At 63.8% G+C, this 16,065-nt stretch carries 16 protein-coding genes; 10 read left to right on the forward strand and 6 right to left on the reverse strand.

The features are described 5' to 3' along the window. Window positions 1-148 precede the first annotated feature (148 nt). From P9273_RS05070 to P9273_RS05080, 3 genes are all read left to right on the forward strand, one after another. Complete coding sequence (locus P9273_RS05070) at window positions 149-1,246, forward strand: HlyD family secretion protein (RefSeq protein WP_278047916.1); 1,098 nt, start codon at window positions 149-151, stop codon at window positions 1,244-1,246. Beyond that, entirely contained in the window at window positions 1,243-2,841 is a 1,599-nt protein-coding gene (locus P9273_RS05075) for a DHA2 family efflux MFS transporter permease subunit (protein ID WP_278047917.1), read from the forward strand. Before P9273_RS05070 ends, P9273_RS05075 begins: the two co-directional genes overlap by 4 nt. A gap of 69 nt (window positions 2,842-2,910) precedes the next feature. Next, entirely contained in the window at window positions 2,911-3,342 is a 432-nt protein-coding gene (locus P9273_RS05080; protein ID WP_278047918.1) for a cupin domain-containing protein, read from the forward strand. Window positions 3,343-3,378: 36 nt separating this feature from the next. Here P9273_RS05080 and P9273_RS05085 read toward each other — a convergent pair whose 3' ends face one another. After that, complete coding sequence (locus P9273_RS05085; RefSeq protein WP_278047919.1) at window positions 3,379-3,834, reverse strand: carboxymuconolactone decarboxylase family protein; 456 nt, start codon at window positions 3,832-3,834, stop codon at window positions 3,379-3,381. A 180-nt stretch (window positions 3,835-4,014) separates the two neighbouring features. Between P9273_RS05085 and P9273_RS05090 the strand changes: the two genes are divergently transcribed. From P9273_RS05090 to P9273_RS05100, 3 genes are all read left to right on the forward strand, one after another. After that, window positions 4,015-4,770 (forward strand): copper homeostasis protein CutC, encoded by a 756-nt coding sequence (locus P9273_RS05090; RefSeq protein ID WP_278047920.1) that lies wholly within the window; start codon window positions 4,015-4,017, stop codon window positions 4,768-4,770. A gap of 11 nt (window positions 4,771-4,781) precedes the next feature. Then, window positions 4,782-5,279 carry a GNAT family N-acetyltransferase gene (locus P9273_RS05095; protein WP_278047921.1) on the forward strand — a complete coding sequence of 166 codons (498 nt, stop codon included), beginning with the start codon at window positions 4,782-4,784 and terminating at the stop codon, window positions 5,277-5,279. A 71-nt stretch (window positions 5,280-5,350) separates the two neighbouring features. After that, complete coding sequence (locus P9273_RS05100) at window positions 5,351-5,839, forward strand: SRPBCC family protein (protein ID WP_041004082.1); 489 nt, start codon at window positions 5,351-5,353, stop codon at window positions 5,837-5,839. Here the strand turns inward: P9273_RS05100 and P9273_RS05105 are convergent, their stop codons facing one another. The 4 genes from P9273_RS05105 to P9273_RS05120 all read right to left on the reverse strand — a co-directional run bounded on the left by P9273_RS05105 (window position 5,840) and on the right by P9273_RS05120 (window position 10,926). After that, complete coding sequence (locus tag P9273_RS05105; RefSeq protein ID WP_278047922.1) at window positions 5,840-6,862, reverse strand: acyltransferase family protein; 1,023 nt, start codon at window positions 6,860-6,862, stop codon at window positions 5,840-5,842. It abuts the gene before it with no gap. A 205-nt stretch (window positions 6,863-7,067) separates the two neighbouring features. Next, window positions 7,068-7,865: an FAD binding domain-containing protein gene (locus P9273_RS05110; RefSeq protein ID WP_278047923.1), complete on the reverse strand. Its 798-nt coding sequence runs from the start codon at window positions 7,863-7,865 to the stop codon at window positions 7,068-7,070. A gap of 107 nt (window positions 7,866-7,972) precedes the next feature. Then, window positions 7,973-10,318: a xanthine dehydrogenase family protein molybdopterin-binding subunit gene (locus P9273_RS05115; protein WP_278047924.1), complete on the reverse strand. Its 2,346-nt coding sequence runs from the start codon at window positions 10,316-10,318 to the stop codon at window positions 7,973-7,975. A 107-nt stretch (window positions 10,319-10,425) separates the two neighbouring features. Then, a complete protein-coding gene (locus P9273_RS05120) occupies window positions 10,426-10,926 on the reverse strand; it encodes a (2Fe-2S)-binding protein (RefSeq protein WP_278047925.1) in 501 nt (166 codons plus the stop codon). Window positions 10,927-11,174: 248 nt separating this feature from the next. Between P9273_RS05120 and P9273_RS05125 the strand changes: the two genes are divergently transcribed. Then, window positions 11,175-12,359, forward strand: a complete 1,185-nt coding sequence (locus P9273_RS05125) for an FIST N-terminal domain-containing protein (protein WP_278047926.1) — start codon at window positions 11,175-11,177, stop codon at window positions 12,357-12,359. Window positions 12,360-12,364: 5 nt separating this feature from the next. Continuing rightward, window positions 12,365-13,699 (forward strand): ATP-binding response regulator, encoded by a 1,335-nt coding sequence (locus tag P9273_RS05130; RefSeq protein ID WP_278047927.1) that lies wholly within the window; start codon window positions 12,365-12,367, stop codon window positions 13,697-13,699. A gap of 10 nt (window positions 13,700-13,709) precedes the next feature. Here the strand turns inward: P9273_RS05130 and P9273_RS05135 are convergent, their stop codons facing one another. Next, window positions 13,710-14,393 carry a response regulator gene (locus P9273_RS05135; RefSeq protein ID WP_278047928.1) on the reverse strand — a complete coding sequence of 228 codons (684 nt, stop codon included), beginning with the start codon at window positions 14,391-14,393 and terminating at the stop codon, window positions 13,710-13,712. A 203-nt stretch (window positions 14,394-14,596) separates the two neighbouring features. On the opposite strand from P9273_RS05135, the gene P9273_RS05140 reads away from it, so the two are divergent. After that, the gene (locus P9273_RS05140; protein ID WP_278047929.1) at window positions 14,597-15,295 is read left to right on the forward strand and encodes a fumarylacetoacetate hydrolase family protein; all 699 of its coding nucleotides are present in this window, start codon (window positions 14,597-14,599) and stop codon (window positions 15,293-15,295) included. Beyond that, the gene (gene maiA, locus P9273_RS05145) at window positions 15,292-15,942 is read left to right on the forward strand and encodes a maleylacetoacetate isomerase (protein WP_278047930.1); all 651 of its coding nucleotides are present in this window, start codon (window positions 15,292-15,294) and stop codon (window positions 15,940-15,942) included. Before P9273_RS05140 ends, maiA begins: the two co-directional genes overlap by 4 nt. Window positions 15,943-16,065: the final 123 nt, after the last annotated feature.

A 16,065-nucleotide genomic window follows, 5' to 3' on the forward strand; every position in this document is an offset into this window, starting at 1 on the left:
TGACCCAGCTGCGAGGGGGGCAACGATTCTGGGTTCCGTTGCCTTGGACGCGAAAACCGAAAGAAAAGAGCGCGAAACCGCTTCCGCCGAAGAAGTGCGGGCTCAGCCCCGGTCCGACCAGCAATGGCCGCCGAGCGACGAAAAACGCGTGGAAAACGAGCGCGCGGACGACAAGCGCGCGCAAGACACGCAGGCGAATGATACTCCGTCCGACGGCAACAAACCCGGCCTCATCAGACGTCATCCCTATATGGCGGCGATCGTCGCCATCCTCATCCTGTTGGTCATCGCGGCCGTGGTCATCTGGTGGATCAACGCACGGCAGTATGAATGGACCGACGACGCCTTCATCGACACCCGCACGGTGACGGTCGGCGCGGAAATTGCCGGACGCATCACCGATGTCGCCGTCACCGACAACCAGCCGGTCGAGGCCGGCACGGTGCTTCTGCGCGTCGAGGACAGCGATTATCAGGCCTCGCTCAAACAGGCGGAAGCAGGCGTGGTTGCGGCGCGGGCCGATATTGCCAATGTGCAGGCCCAGACCGAGGCGCAGAACGCCAAGATTGATGCCGCCGAAAAGCAGGTGGCGCAGGCGCAGGCGGCGCTCGAATTCGCCAAATCCGAGGACCAGCGAAACCGTGAGCTCCTGGCCAAAGGCACCGCGACGCAACAACAGGCGCAGCAGGCTGCTTCGACCCTGCGCCAGGACCAGGCGGCGCTGGACACGGCCAATGCCAATGTCGAGGCGGCGAAAAGCCAGTTGGCTGTTCTGCAGGCTCAAGGCAAGAGTGCCGAAGCCAAGCTTCGACAGGCTGAGGCCACCGAAAACCAGGCAAAGATCACCCTCACCCGCACCACCATCACGGCGCCCGTCGCCGGCCACGCCACCAACATCACGGCGGCAAAAGGCACCTATGCGCAGCCTGGCCAGGTGCTGATGATGTTCGTACCCAACGAGGTCTGGGTGAAAGCCAATTTCAAGGAGACGCAGCTCGACCTGATGCGACCGGGCCAACCAGTCGACATCGCCATCGACGCCTATCCGGAAAAGACCTTCCATGGCCATGTCGACAGCGTCCAGGCCGGCAGCGGCACGGCGTTCAGCCTGCTGCCCGCCGAAAACGCCACCGGTAATTTCGTCAAGGTGGTGCAGCGCGTGCCGGTCAAGATCGTGTTCGACCAGCCGCCCGGCGTCTATCTCGGTCCCGGCATGTCGGTGGTGCCGACGGTCAAGGTACGATGAGCGATGCCGCGACAGTCCAGGGAAACGAAAGCCGTTCCGCCGCCGGCGGGCGCAACCCCTGGCTGATCGCGATCGTCGTCTCGATCGCGACCTTCATGCTGGTGCTCGACACCTCGATCGCCAATGTCGCGCTGCGCAACATCGCCGGCAGCCTGGCCGCCGGCATGGACGAGAGCACATGGGTGATCACCACCTATCTCGTCGCCAACTCCGTCATCATTCCGGTCAGCGGCTGGCTGACCAGCGTCATCGGCCGCAAGCGCTATTACATGATCTGCGTGGCGACCTTCACGCTGGCGTCGCTGCTGTGCGGGCTGGCGCCCAATTTACCAACGCTGATCGCCTTTCGCATCCTGCAGGGGCTCGGCGGCGGCGGCATGGCGCCGAGCGAGCAGTCAATCCTCGCCGACACGTTCCCGCCTGAGAAACGCTCTCAGGCCTTTGCGCTTTACGGCATTGCGGTAATCGTCGCGCCGACGGTCGGGCCGACCATCGGCGGCTGGCTGACCGATAATTTCTCATGGCACTGGATCTTCTTCATCAACGTGCCGTTCGGCATCATGTCGCTGGCGCTCGTGCAATGGCTGGTCATCGAGCCCGACATTCTCGAACGCGAGCGCCGCGAGCGGTTGAGCAAGGGGCTGAAGGTCGACTGGATCGGCTTCATCCTGGTGGCGATGGCACTCGGCTGCCTTGAAGTCTTTCTCGACGAAGGCCAACGCAACGACTGGTTCGCCTCGACCTTCATCACCACTTTCGCCGTGATCTCGGCGGTGTCGTTCCTGCTGCTTGTTCCGTGGGAGTGGACGAGGCGCGATCCGATCGTCGACATCCGTCTGCTTTTCAGCCGGCAGTTCGGTATGTCGTTCCTCGTCATGATGGCGGTGGGCGCCGCGCTCTTCAGCACCACGCAGCTTTTGCCGCAGTTGCAGCAGACGACCTTCGACTACACCGCCACCCTTTCCGGTCTGTCGATGATGCCGGGCGGCATCGCCATGCTCATGCTGATGCCGGTCTCGGGCTTTGCCGCCGGGATGGTTCAGCCGCGCTATCTCATCATGTTGGGCATGGCGGTGGTCGCGGTCGCGCTCTGGCACATGACCTCGCTGACGCCGGACGCCAGCTTCGGGTTCTTCGCCTATGCGCGCATCTATATGATGATCGGCCTGCCGTTCCTGTTCATCCCGATCTCCACCGCCGCCTATGTCGGCCTGCCGCCGCAGAAGACCGATCAGGCATCCTCGCTGATCAACGTCGCCCGCAACATCGGCGGCAGCATCGGCGTGTCGCTGTCCAACACGGTGATTGCCCAGAACACCCAATTCCACCAGTCGGTGCTGGTCGGCCACACCGCGCAATCGAGCGAGACCTATCAGCAGACGCTTCGCCAGGTGACGGACCATTTCGTCGCCGAGGGTTCGACGCTGGTCGAAGCCAGGCAGCAGGCCGTCGGCTGGATCGGACAGGAGATCGGCCGCCAGGCTTCGCTGCTCGCCTATGTCGATGTCTTCTTCTATTGCGCGATCGTCACGGCGCTGCTGGTGCCGTTTGCACTGTTGCTGCGGCCGCCCAAACAGGCACCGGCGAAGCGTTAGCTATTCCATTGTCCGGAGCTTGCGCCTTAGTGTCCTCTGAGCCAAGCTGGCGATCTCTGGAGGAATCTCATGCGCAACATCGCGACATCGGCGCTGCTTTTGGCGGCGGCATTTTTCACGACCAGCGCGAACGCACTGGACAGCTCGAACACGCCGGTCGTTGTGACGCCGCTGGCGTCCAAGACCACGACCGCGTCCGGCCAGCCGATCACGCTGCCGCAGAAGAACGTCGAGGTTCAGGTCTCATCCTATCAGATCGCACCGGGCGCGACGCTGCCGGTGCACAAGCACCCCTTCCCGCGCTATGCCTATGTCGAACAAGGCACGCTCAAGGTCACCAATGCCGAGAGCGGCGCCAGCAACACCTACAAGACCGGCGACTTTATCGTCGAGATGATCGGCCAATGGCACCAGGCCACCAACATCGGCCCCGATCCGGTGAAGCTTCTGGTGATCGACCAGGTGGAGCAAGGCGCCAAGAACACGATCCTGAAACAGTAATCGGCAAGGCGCCCGATTCGAAGCGGATCTCTCACCTCATCCCCAGGCGCCCACCGGTTGCCGCGTGATGGCGTTCAGGCGGTTGAAAGCGTTAATCAGCGCGATCTGGATCACCAGGGCGGCGAGCGCCTTGTCGTCATAGTGGCGCGCGGCCTCGTCCCAGACGTCGTCCGGCACCGCGTCGGAACGGTCGGCCAGGCGCGTCGCGGCCTCCGTCAGCGCAAGCGCTGCGCGTTCGGCGTCGGTGAAATATGGCGTCTCCCGCCATGCCGAGACGGCGAAGATTCGCTCGTCCTTCTCGCCGGCCTTCTTCAGCTCGCGCGCGTGCATGTCGACGCAGACGGCGCAGGCATTTATCTGGCTGGCGCGCAGGTGGATGAGCTTGCGCGTCACATAAGGCACGTCGCCGGCTTCGGTCGACTTGTCGAGCGCCAGCAGCGCCTGCAGCGCCCCGGGAATGAGCATCACCGGGTTCTTCAATCTCGCTTGCATCGTCGGTCTCCTTGGTTCGTAAGGTCCGCATCAATCAATAACTTTTCAGTTATGCGTAATCCATAACTTCGCAGTTATGCATTGTCAAGCGCCGTCCAAGCTGGACCGATCGTTGCGGCTTTCGCCGCGACGCGCCCGGTGCTAGGGCTGCCCGTCTCCTCGAACCATGGATGGGAACCGGTGGCGGACACGCAAAAACCCCTGATCGAAATTTGCGTCGAAGGCATCGACGGACTGCTCGCCGCGCAGGCCGCTGGCGCCGATCGGGTAGAGCTCTGCGCCAGCCTGATCGAAGGCGGCATCACGCCGAGCCTGGGCACGGTGCGCGCCGCGCTCGAAAGCGCCACCATCCCCTTCCACGTCATCGTGCGCCCGCGCGGCGGAGACTTCCTCTACAGCGAGGCCGAATACCGCTCGATGCTCGCCGATGTCGCAGCGCTTCGGGAGCTCGGCGTCGCCGGCGTCGTCGTCGGCTGCCTGACCGCCGACGGCGCCATCGACGAGGCGCGCATGAGCGCATTGGTCGAGGCCGCCGGCCCGCTCAACGTCACCTGCCACCGCGCCTTCGACATGACGCGCGATCCGGCCGAGGCGCTCGAAGCCCTGATCCGCTGCAAGGTCGGCCGCGTGCTGACCAGCGGCCAGCGCGACACGGCGGTCGAAGGCGTCGAGCTTCTCGCGGAGCTCGTCCGCCAGGCAGGCGAACGCATCATCATTCTCGGCTGCGGCGCCTTGGCGCCCGACACGATCGGTGAGGTGCGCAGGCGAACGGGACTGACCGAGATGCATTTTGCGGCACTTGCTGACGTGCCCAGCGCCATGCGCTACCGCAATCCCAATGTCGGAATGGGCGGCACCGACCTCGATCGCGAATACCGCAACACGGTGACCGACCCGGCCAAGGTCGCGGCAACGATAAAGGCCGCGAGATCTTGACGGTGAGGACAATGACCAGGGAATTGCTGCCGATCGAACAGGTCTCGCCCGCCGACGAGGCCATTATACTCGCGCTCAACAACGAGCATGCGGCGGAACTGTCCTGGCTCGAGCTGGAACGACTTTCATTCCTGCTCGCCGAGGCTTTCTACACCCGCCGCATCGGCGCGCTTGAAGCCTTCATCCTGTGTTTCGACCAGGACGCAAGCTACGACAGCCCGAACTTCCTCTGGTTTCACCAGCGCTATCCGCGCTTCGTCTATGTCGACCGCGTGGTGGTCGCAGCCGCGGCGCGCGGCCGCGGCCATGCCCGCCGCCTTTATGAGGATCTGTTCGAGCAAGCCCGGCGTGCCGGCCACACGATCGTCACCTGCGAGGTCAATGCCGATCCGCCCAACCCGGCATCCGATGCCTTCCACGCCGCGCTCGGCTTCACCGAAGTCGGCGATGCGGTGATCCATGGCGGCAAGAAATCGGTGCGCTATTGGGCAAAGCCAATCGCCGCCTGAGCGGCGCCGCGACGCTGGCCAGGAAAACAAGCGGAAGCTAATATAGCTGCTCCGCTGGTTGGGGCGACATCATGGCAAGCAATGTCTTCCGCTTCGACGAGAGCTGGGACATCCCCGAGAGCACGCCACAGGAAGTCTGGGACGTGCTGTCGGACGCCGAGCTCCTGCCGCTCTGGTGGGGCGACGCCTATAAGGAGGTCGAGCCGCTCGACAAGAAGGGCAAGGGCGTCGTCGGCGCCCGTGCCAGGGCCAGGGCGCGCGGCGCCCTGCCCTATGAGCTGAATTTCATCATCGAGGCCGCCGAGCTCGAGCCCGGACGGCTGGTGGTCGTGAAGACCTTCGGCGATTTCGACGGGCTGTGGCGGGCCGAACTGTCGCCGTCCGGAGGCGGCACCCATGTCGACCTGATTTGGCAGGTCACGGTCGAGAGGCCGATCCTCAAGCTTCTGGCGCCGCTACTCAGACCCGCCTTCGCCTGGAACCACCGCTGGACGACCCCTCGCGGCGAAGCCGGACTTCGCCGCTATCTCGCCGCGCGACGAGCGGCGAAACCTGCTTGATCACCAATTGCGGTTGAGCCAGCTGCGGGCGGGCTTTTCGACGATGTAGTAGCTCGCGAGGGCGCAGGCGAACACCGCCGCCAGCATCGGGATCGGCGCGCTGCCGCGTTCATCGACGAATTTGTAGAAAGGCTGCTGCCAGAGATAAAGCGAATAGGACCACAGCCCGAGCATCACCATCGGCCGCGATGACAACGGCCCTTTCAGAATGCCGCCGGCAAAGTCGAGCGTGTTGACCGCCAGCGCCAGAAGCGGCACGGCGAGGGTGTAATGCAGGGGCGTCGGGATTGGATTGCTGAACAGCAGAACGCCGGCGGCCGCGGCCGCGAGAGCCACATGCCGGCTCTTCAGCAAAGCCGGCAGGCGCCCGTCTGCCTTGAGCAGGCAGATCGCCGCGGACAACAGGATCGAGGCGATATGCACGTCGGTTCGCCAGTAGGTGGTCTCGTAGCCCATGCCGAGAATCCCGTACGAAATGGCGCCGTTGGCCATTGCCAGCAGCGCCAGCACGACCAGTAGCCGCACGACATTCGCCCTTCCGGTCACCACCACGCTGATCAACGCGAGCAGGATATAGGAATGCTCCTCGACACAGAGCGACCAGATATGGTCGAGCGCGCCGGCGCGGTTGATGAAGATGCCGGCATAATTGTAGGTGAAGGTCAGCGCTGTCAGTGCCGCCTTCCACTTGAAGGCAATGAAGGTGCCGGCAATCCCGATCATGGCGGCAATCACGAACACCAGCAGCGCGGGATAGATGCGCGAGAAACGGCGCTTGAAGAATTTCTTCAGCGGAAAGCGCTCGATGAACAGGATCTCGCCCATCAGCCGGCCGCTGAGCACGAAGAAGAACTCGACGCCGAGCACGCCGAGATTGATTCCCGGTACCGGAAAGAAATGGCCGATCAGCACGAGCGCGATCGACAGGCCTCGCCAGCCGTCGAGATAGGCAAGTCTTGCCCTGGCTTCCCTGTCGGCTGCGGCCCGCGGCAGGACGACGGATGCGGCGGAGATATCGGTCATACCGTGCCTTCGCGACTCGAGGTCCGCACGCGCAGCGTCGCCCGCGTCCCGGACCATTTTGGTATTCCCGCCGTATTTATTTTGCAGTGCGGGATAACTTTGTGCAAGTGCGAAGCCGCGGTTTGACCGGCTTTCTGGTCAAATCTTTATTATGGCAAAGAAAGAGGGGCCGAGGCGGCCCTTCTTTGATCCATGGCGCCGCCGTTCAGGCATTGGCCGCGGCCACGGCGCGCTTGGCCATCACCGCGATCAGATTGGCGCGATAGTCGGCGGAGGCATGGATATCGCTCATAAGCCCCTTTGCCGGCACTTTGAGGCCGCCGAGCGCAGCGGCATCGAAATTCTTCGCCAGCGCCGCCTCGATTTCCCTGGAGCGGAAAACGCCGTCCTCGCCTGCGCCGGTCACCGCCGCCCTCACCCCGTCCTTGCCCTTGGTCACGAACACGCCGACGATGGCGTAACGCGAAGCCGGGTTGCGGAATTTCTGGTAGGCCGCCTTGGCCGGAGCGGTGAAGCTTACCGCGGTGACGATCTCGCCTTCCTTCAGCGCCGTCTCGAACAGGCCCTTGAAGAATTTATCCGCCGCGATCTCGCGCTTGTTGGTGATGATCGTCGCGCCCAGCGCCAGCAGCGCGGCCGGATAGTCGGCCGCCGGATCGTTGTTGGCGATGGAGCCGCCGATCGTGCCCTTGTGGCGCACGGCCGGATCGCCGATCAGCGATGCCATATGCGCAAGCGCCGGGCAGGCCTTCTTCAGCTTCTCGTCGGTGGAGACGTCGTAATGCGTCGTCGCGGCGCCGATGGTGACCGTCTTGCCGGACACCTTGACGCCTTGCAGCTCCTTCAGCCGCGAGACATCGACGAGGTCCGAAGGCGCAGCGAGCCGCGTCTTCATCGCCGGGATCAGCGTCATGCCGCCGGAGAGCAGCTTGGCGTCGCCGTTCTTCAGCAGCTTGGCGGCGTCGGCGACGGAGGTGGCGCGGTGATAGTTGACTGAGTACATGGGATCCTCCCTAAAGTGGTTAGGCAGTAGTGAGTAGCCAGTAGTCAGTAGATCCGCTGCCGGAGATGGCGCGGTTCCCTATTCACTACTCACTACCCTCTACTCACTCATTTCGTCGCACGGATAGTTGCCCACACCGTCGCGGGCGACGCCGGCATGGGAATATCGACGACGCCGAGCGCATCGGTGATGGCGTTGATGACCGCCGGCGGCGAACCGATGGCGCCGGCCTCACCGCAGCCTTTGACGCCGAGCGGATTGCCCGGGCATGGGGTGTTCGAGGTCGAGACCTTGAAGGACGGCAGATCGCCCGCGCGCGGCATGGTGTAATCCATGTAGCTCGCCGTCAGCAGTTGCCCGTTGCGGTCGTAATGCGCGCCTTCCAGCAGCGCCTGGCCGACGCCTTGGGCGATGCCGCCATGCACCTGCCCTTCGACGATCATCGGATTGATGATGTTGCCGAAATCGTCGGCCGCGACGAACTGGATGATTTCCGTCAGCCCGGTCTCCGGGTCGATCTCGACCTCGCAGATGTAGCAGCCGGCCGGGAAGGTGAAGTTGGACGGATCGTAGAAGGCCGTCTCCTTCAAGCCCGGCTCCATGCCGGCGGGCAAATTGTGGGCGGTATAGGAGGCAAGCGCGACCTGGAACCAGGGCAGGCTCTTGTCGGTGCCCGCGACCTTGACCTCTCCATTCTCGATGACGATATCGCCCTCGTCCGCTTCGAGCAGGTGCGCGGCGATCTTCTTGGCCTTGGCCTCGACCTTGTCGAGCGCCTTGACGATGGCCGACATGCCGACGGCGCCGGAACGCGAACCGTAAGTGCCCATGCCCATCTGCACCTTGTCGGTGTCGCCATGCACGATCGAGACGGAGTCGATCGGCACGCCGAAGCGCTGGGTGACCAGTTGCGCAAAGGTCGTCTCATGGCCCTGGCCATGGCTGTGCGAGCCGGTAAGCACCTCGATCGTGCCCACGGCATTGACGCGCACCTCCGCCGATTCCCAAAGACCGACGCCGGCGCCGAGCGAGCCGACCGCCGATGACGGCGCCAGCCCGCAGGCCTCGATGTAGCAGCTCATGCCGATGCCGCGCAGCTTGCCCTGCTTGGCGGCCTCGGCCTTGCGCCTGGCGAAACCGGCATAGTCGGCCGCCTTCATCGCGGCGTCGAGCGATGCGTTATAGTCGCCCGCGTCATAGGTCATAATCACCGGCGTCTGATGCGGGAAGGACGTGATGAAGTTGCGGCGTCTGAGTTCCGCCGGCGACACGCCGAGTTCGCGCGCCGCGGTCTCCATCATCCGCTCGAGCACGTAGGTGGCCTCCGGCCGCCCTGCGCCGCGATAGGCATCCACGGGCGCGGTGTTGGTGTAGACAGCGCGCACATTGGCGTGGATCGCCGGGATATCATACTGGCCCGACAGGAGCGTCGCGTAGAGATAGGTCGGCACGCAGGACGAGAACAGCGACATATAGGCGCCGAGATTGGCTATTGTGTCGACCTTGAGGCCGGTGATGCGGTTGTCCTTGTCGAAGGCCATCTCCACCGTCGAGACATGGTCGCGGCCATGTGCATCCGACAGGAAGCTTTCGGTGCGGTCGGCGACCCATTTGACCGGCACGCCGATCTTCTTCGAGGCCCACAGGCAGACGATCTCTTCCGGATAGATGTAGATCTTGGAGCCGAAGCCGCCGCCGACATCCGGCGCGATGACGCGCAGCTTGTTTTCCGGGGCGACATTGTAGAAGGCGCTCATCACCAGCCGCGCGACATGCGGGTTCTGCGACGTCGTCCAGCAGGTATAGTGATTCTCGGCCTTGTCGTAATGGCCGAGAGCCGCGCGCGGCTCCATCGCATTCGGGACCAGCCGGTTATTGACGATCTTCATGCGCGTGACATGGGCCGCCGACTTGATCGCCGCGTCGGTCGCCTTGGCGTCGCCGAGCTCCCAATCGAAGATCAGATTGTTCTCAGCCTCTGCATGGATCTGCGGCGCGCCGGGTTGGATGGCCTTCGTGGCATCGACCACGGCTTTCAGTTCCTTGTAGGTGATCTCGACCGCTTCCGCCGCGTCGCGGGCCTGGCCCTTGGTGTCGGCGACCACGATGACGACCGCGTCGCCGACATAGCGCACCTTATCGACGGCCAAAGGCGACCACGCGCCCATCTTCATCGGCGTTCCGTCCTTGGAGTGGATCATCCAGCCGCAGATCAGATTGCCGATGCCGTCGGCCTTGAGCTCCTTGCCCGTGAGCACGCCGACGACGCCTGGCATCGCTTCAGCCTTCTTCACATCGATCTTCTTGATCTGCGCATGCGCGTGCGGACTGCGCACGAATACGGCATGCTTCATGCCGGGAACCACCATGTCGTCGACATAGCGGCCGCCGCCGGTGATGAACCTCTTGTCTTCCTTGCGCGCCACGCGGGCGCCGACGCCTTCGATACCCATGGGAAATTCCTCCGGAATTTAGGGGAGTAGGGCAGTAGGGGAGTAAGGCAGTAGGGAAATCGGTGTGTCCTTCACCTACTCCCTTACTGCCTTACTCCCCTATTCCCTTAAGCTGCCTGCTTCGCCTTACCCTTGGCGCCCTTCGCCATCGTCTCCGATGCGGCGAGGATCGCCTTCACGATGTTGTGGTAGCCCGTGCAGCGGCAGATGTTGCCTTCGAGCTCGGCGCGCACCATTGCCTCGTCCAGGCCCTCCGGATGGCGCGCGATCATGTCGGTCGCCGTCATGATCATACCCGGCGTGCAGAAGCCGCATTGCAGCCCGTGATGCTCCTTGAACGCGGCCTGTACCGGATGCAGCTCTGCTCCGTCCGCCAGTCCCTCGATGGTGACGATGGTCGAGCCGGAGGCCTGCGCGGCGAGCATCGTGCAGGACTTCACCGCCTTGCCGTCAACATGCACGACACAGGCGCCGCATTGCGACGTATCACAACCGACATGCGTTCCGGTGAGACCAAGGTGCTCCCGCAGGAAATGCACCAGAAGCGTTCGGTCCTCGGCGCTCCCGCTGACCCGCCTCCCATTCACAGTGAACGACACGTCCGACATGCAACCTCCCTGGGTATCAACCTTGGTCATTGCCGAATGCCGCGCTTGTGCTTCGGCAGTGGGTTCGCGCACCGTACAATGCGCAAAACAGCGCTGCCAGCGGCGGTTGCATTGTACTTTCGGTCATAGCAAAGGCATCACGCGCCCCAGCGACCGGCCCATTGCCAAAACCGGGATTGAAGGCAAAGATGCTTTCGACGCGCTCGTGCCCGATATAAAAGACACGCATAAGCCAGCGCTGGAGGAAATTGCGGAGGAGGCAGCTGGCCAGTTCGAGCACACGCTATGCATCGGGCCTTTCGGCGCTCACCACGGATGAGCCCGACCCAAATGCCTTTGCCCGGGCCATCGCGGCCGAAGCGGCAATCGTCGATGCCGGCTTCGCGCTTCTGTTCTTCTCCCAAAGCCTGGTCGACGCGGCGGCGCTCGCGCAAGCGCTGAAGATCCACGCGCCATCGCTCGCCTATGCTGGCTGCTCGACCGCTGGCGAAATCACGCCGCAGGGATTGGAGGAAGGGCATGCTATTGCCCTGCTTTTGCCGTCGGCGTCGTTTTCGACCGTCAGCACCATGGTCGAGAACCTCTCCTCCTCCGGCATGGACGGGATTACCGGCGAGGTCCTGGAGCTCAGGCGCCTGCTGCAATCCCGCGCCGGCCGGGAGCGGGCGAAGAGCGTCTTTGCCCTCTGCTTTATCGACGGGCTTTCCTATGCCGAGGAAGCGGTGACATCGGCCATCCACTGGGGGTTGGATGACATTCCGCTGATCGGCGGCTCGGCGGGCGACGACCTGAAATTCGAGACGACCAGCCTGATCTCGAACGGCAAGGTCACGTCCGACAGCGCCATCATCGTGCTGGTCGCGACCGAGATCCCTTTCCACGTCTTCAAGACCGACAATTTCATTCCGACCGACGAGAAGCTGGTGGTGACGGCGTCCGACCCGGACTATCGCATCGTGCGCGAATTCAACGCCACCAATGCGGCGGAGGAATATGCCGCTTCCGTCGGCATCGTGCCGCGCACGCTGACGCCCTTGAGCTTCGCCTCCCACCCCGTCGTGGTGAAGGTCGGCGGCGAATATTACTGCCGCTCGATCCAGCGCATGCATGCCGACGGCTCGCTGTCCTTCTTCTGCGCTATCGACGACGGCGTCGTTTTGTCTATCGCCCAGCCGAAGAACATGGTGGAAGCGACGCGCGCCGCCCTCCACGACGTCGAGCGCAAGCTCGGCGGCATCGACATGGTCCTTGGCTTCGATTGCGTCCTGCGACGGCTCGATGCGCGCAACCGCCAGGTCTTCCGCGACATTTCCGAGCTGTACCGGACCAACAAGGTCATCGGTTTCGGCACCTATGGCGAGCAGTATCGCTCCATGCATCTCAACCAGACCTTTACCGGCATCGCCTTCGGCGAGCGCCAGGCAGCCGAGTGAACGAGATGCCGCTTCGCGACATCGACGATCTTGAAAGGCTGAAGAAGATCAACGCGGCGCTGGTCAGCCGCGTCGAGCGCTCGATGGACCAGCAGGGCAACGCCTTCTCGCTGTTTCAGACCGCCATTTCGTTGGAAAACCGGGTGCGCAACCGCACCGAGGAATTGCACGCCACGCTGCGCAGGCTCGAACAATCGAACATCGACCTCGTCGCCGCCAAGGAAACGGCCGAGCTGGCGAACCTTTCCAAGACCAGGTTCCTCGCCGCTGCTAGCCACGACGTGCTGCAGCCGCTCAACGCCGCGCATCTGTCGGTCTCGGCGCTGGCCGAGGTTCAGACCAGCGAGGAAGGCCGCAAGCTGGTGCGCCAGGTCGAGCGCTCGCTGGAGACGATGGAAGACCTCTTGCGCACCCTGCTCGACATCTCCAAGCTCGACGCCGGCGTGGTGCAGCCTGAAATCGGCGACGTCAGCCTGGAGACACTGTTTTCCTCACTGCGCTCGGACTTTTTGCCCGAGGCGGAGAAGAAAGGCCTGTCGCTGAAATTCCGCCCGGTCAATGTCGTCGTGCGGACCGACCGCACGCTGCTCAGGCGCATCCTGCAGAACATCCTCTCCAACGCCCTGCGCTACACCCGCTCCGGCGGCGTGCTGGTCGGCACCAGGCATCGCGGCGATACCATCCGCATCGACGTCGCCGACACCGGCTGCGGTATTGCCGAGGACCAGCGCGAGGCGGTGTTCGAGGAGTTCCACCGCGGCACCGCTACGCTTGCCGATGCAGGGCTCGCCGGCGGCCTTGGCCTCGGCCTTGCCATCGTGCGCCGCATGGCCGCCGCGCTCGGCCACCCGGTGACCTTTTCCTCGAAGGTCGGGCGCGGCACCATCTTCCACATCGACGTGCCGGTCGGCATGGCAGCCGAACCGGTGGCGGCCGTCGCCGACATGGACCGCCCGCGCGGCTACGGCCTGTTCGGCACCAAGGTGCTTTTAGTCGAAAACGACGCCGACGTGCTAAGTGCCATGACCTCGCTGCTCGAGCGCTGGCAATGCCAGGTGCGCGCCGCCACTTCGACCGATGATACGCTCGACCTACTCGGCGACACCGACTGGGTTCCCGACATCGTCATCGCCGACCAGCATCTCGACGGCGGCGACCTCGGCACCTCGACAATCGCCGAAGTGCGCGCATATCTCGGCCGGCCCGTGCCGGCGCTGATCGTCACCGCCGACGGCTCCGAGCTCGTCGCCAAGGCCGCCCGCGCCGCCGGTATAGAGCTGATGCGCAAACCGCTGAAACCGGCGCAGCTACGCGCGCTGCTGGCGCATTTGTTGGCTTAGAAATACTGCCTCAAAACCCCGCCTGATCCCGAAACAGCTCCGCATTGTCCAGCTTCGACACCTCGATCACCGCTTGGGTGCGGCTGTACACATTGAGCTTCCGCAAAATCTCCGAAACATGCGCTTTCACGGTGGTCTCGCCCACCTGCAGCTCATAGGCGATCTGCTTGTTCAGCATACCCTGGCGCAGCATCTGAAGGACCCTTAGCTGCTGCGGCGTGAGCCTCGCCAGGCGCTGCACCATGTCGGCGCGGTCGGTGCTGTCGGGGTCGGGCGGCTGGCCCTCGTAATTTTCCGGCACATAGACGGCGCCGTCCATCACCGAGCGGATGGCTGCGGCGAGGTCGCTCTTCCTGGCCGATTTCGGGATGAAGCCGGCCGCGCCATAGGACAGCGCTTCGGAGATGATCTTCGGTTCCTCATAGCCCGAAACGATCACCACCGGCAGCCGCGGATAGCGGGTCCTCAGCTGCAACAGCCCCTCGAAGCCATGCACGTCGGGCATGCTCAGATCGAGCAGCGCGAGGTCGAACGGCTTGGCGTCGGCAAGGAGCTCGATCGCTTCCGTGATCGAGCGCGCCTCGACTGTGTCGACGTCCGGATAGGCCATCTGCACCGCGCTGTGCAGCGCCTCGCGAAACAGCGGGTGGTCGTCGATGATCAGGAAGCGGGCGCGATCGCTGGTGAAGCTCATTGCATGGGTTCAGGCATCGGTTCGGTTTCGGCCGCCACAGGATAGTCCCGTGACCATGGCCAGATTATTGGCAAATAGTATACGCCCAATGGCCAGCGCATTGTCACTGAAAAGACAGGCCGAGGTATGGGAACCTCGAGTCTTGCCCGCCCGGCAAAATCGGCGGAAGGTGGGCACGATTCACGTCAACACAGAGAAAAACCATGCCAGAGTTCGTCCTCCCGCCGCCGCCGATCGCCTCGGTTGCCGTCGCAGGCTCGGCGGAACGGTTTGCCGTGCGCCGCATCTTCTGCGTCGGCCGCAACTATGCGGCGCATGCGCGCGAGCTCGGCAATGACGAGCGCGACCCGCCCTTCTTCTTCACCAAGCCGGCCGATGCGGTTGTCGACAGCGGCGCCGAGATCCCCTACCCGCCGCTGACCTCGAACCTGCATCACGAGATCGAGCTGGTCGTCGCCATCGGCAAGGGAGGCCTTCATGTGCCCCGCGCGGATGCGCTCGCCCATGTCTGGGGTTATGGCGTCGGCGTCGACCTGACCCGCCGCGACCTGCAGGATCAGGCGAAGAATGCGGCGCGTCCCTGGGACTGGTCGAAGGCCTTCGACCAGTCCGCGCCTTGCGGCCCGCTGGTTCCGGCCGCAAAATCAGGACATCCGGAGAAAGGCCGCATCTGGCTTGCCGTCAACGGCACGGTGAAACAGGACGGCAACCTTGCCGAATTGATCTGGCCGATCGCCGACATCGTCTCGATCTGCAGCGAGGCGGTTGAGCTGAAACCAGGCGACCTGATCTTCACCGGCACGCCGGCCGGCGTCGGTGCGGTCCAGGCCGGCGACAGGATCACCGGTGGCGTCGACGGCATCGGCGAAATCGAGGTGACCATCGGGCAGCCGAGGCGATGAGCGAACTCGTCCTCCACAACTACTACCGCTCCTCCACCTCCTACCGGGTGCGGATCGCTCTGGCGATGAAGGGGCTGGACTACACCTATGTGCCGCATCATCTGCGCCACGGCGAGCATCTGGAGCCCGCCTATCTCGCGGTCAATCCGCAAGGCCTGGTGCCCGCGCTGGTACTGGACGGCGGCAGGCTTTTGACGCAGTCGCTGGCGATCATCGAATATCTCGACGAGATTGAGCCCGAGCCACCGCTGCTGCCGAAGGACGCGCTGGGCCGGGCTCGCGTCAGGATGCTGGCGCAGATGATTGCCTGCGACATCCACCCCGTGAACAATCTGCGCGTGCTGACCTCGCTGCGCACCTTGTTCGGCGCTGGCGACCAGGACGTCGTCAACTGGTTCCGGCATTGGGTGAACGAAGGTTTCCAGCCGCTTGAAAAGATTCTCGCCTCCTCGCCCGAGACCGGAACCTTCTGCCACGGCGAAGTACCTGGCCTCGCCGATATCTGCCTCGCCGCGCAGGTCACCAACAACGCTCGCTTCGGCGTCGACATGGTGCCCTATCCGGTGATTGCGCGCATCAACGCCGCCTGCATGGCGCTGCCGGCGTTCCAAAAAGCTGCGCCGCAGAACCAGATCGATGCCGAGTAGCCTGGCTTAACCGGCGCACCTTGGCGTCAGCGCCCGGAATGCAAGCGCCATCGCTGGCAGAATCGATTTCCGGTCGACCGCCAGCGGAATCGGCTATCGTCACCTCAAAACATGGGAGTTTGC

It is taken from the genome of Mesorhizobium sp. WSM4935, from assembly GCF_029625735.1.
In the GTDB taxonomy this organism is placed as follows: Bacteria; Pseudomonadota; Alphaproteobacteria; order Rhizobiales; family Rhizobiaceae; genus Mesorhizobium.

Excerpts from the sequence above, each read along its gene's own strand:
- P9273_RS05075 (WP_278047917.1), top strand. The coding sequence starts at position 1,243 with ATGAGCGATGCCGCGACAGTCCAGGGAAACGAAAGCCGTTCCGCCGCC.
- P9273_RS05080 (WP_278047918.1), top strand. The coding sequence starts at position 2,911 with ATGCGCAACATCGCGACATCGGCGCTGCTTTTGGCGGCGGCATTTTTC.
- P9273_RS05085 (WP_278047919.1), bottom strand. The coding sequence starts at position 3,834 with ATGCAAGCGAGATTGAAGAACCCGGTGATGCTCATTCCCGGGGCGCTG.
- P9273_RS05095 (WP_278047921.1), top strand. The coding sequence starts at position 4,782 with ATGACCAGGGAATTGCTGCCGATCGAACAGGTCTCGCCCGCCGACGAG.
- P9273_RS05100 (WP_041004082.1), top strand. The coding sequence starts at position 5,351 with ATGGCAAGCAATGTCTTCCGCTTCGACGAGAGCTGGGACATCCCCGAG.
- P9273_RS05105 (WP_278047922.1), bottom strand. The coding sequence starts at position 6,862 with ATGACCGATATCTCCGCCGCATCCGTCGTCCTGCCGCGGGCCGCAGCC.
- P9273_RS05110 (WP_278047923.1), bottom strand. The coding sequence starts at position 7,865 with ATGTACTCAGTCAACTATCACCGCGCCACCTCCGTCGCCGACGCCGCC.
- P9273_RS05115 (WP_278047924.1), bottom strand. The coding sequence starts at position 10,318 with ATGGGTATCGAAGGCGTCGGCGCCCGCGTGGCGCGCAAGGAAGACAAG.
- P9273_RS05120 (WP_278047925.1), bottom strand. The coding sequence starts at position 10,926 with ATGTCGGACGTGTCGTTCACTGTGAATGGGAGGCGGGTCAGCGGGAGC.
- P9273_RS05130 (WP_278047927.1), top strand. The coding sequence starts at position 12,365 with ATGCCGCTTCGCGACATCGACGATCTTGAAAGGCTGAAGAAGATCAAC.
- P9273_RS05135 (WP_278047928.1), bottom strand. The coding sequence starts at position 14,393 with ATGAGCTTCACCAGCGATCGCGCCCGCTTCCTGATCATCGACGACCAC.
- P9273_RS05140 (WP_278047929.1), top strand. The coding sequence starts at position 14,597 with ATGCCAGAGTTCGTCCTCCCGCCGCCGCCGATCGCCTCGGTTGCCGTC.
- maiA (WP_278047930.1), top strand. The coding sequence starts at position 15,292 with ATGAGCGAACTCGTCCTCCACAACTACTACCGCTCCTCCACCTCCTAC.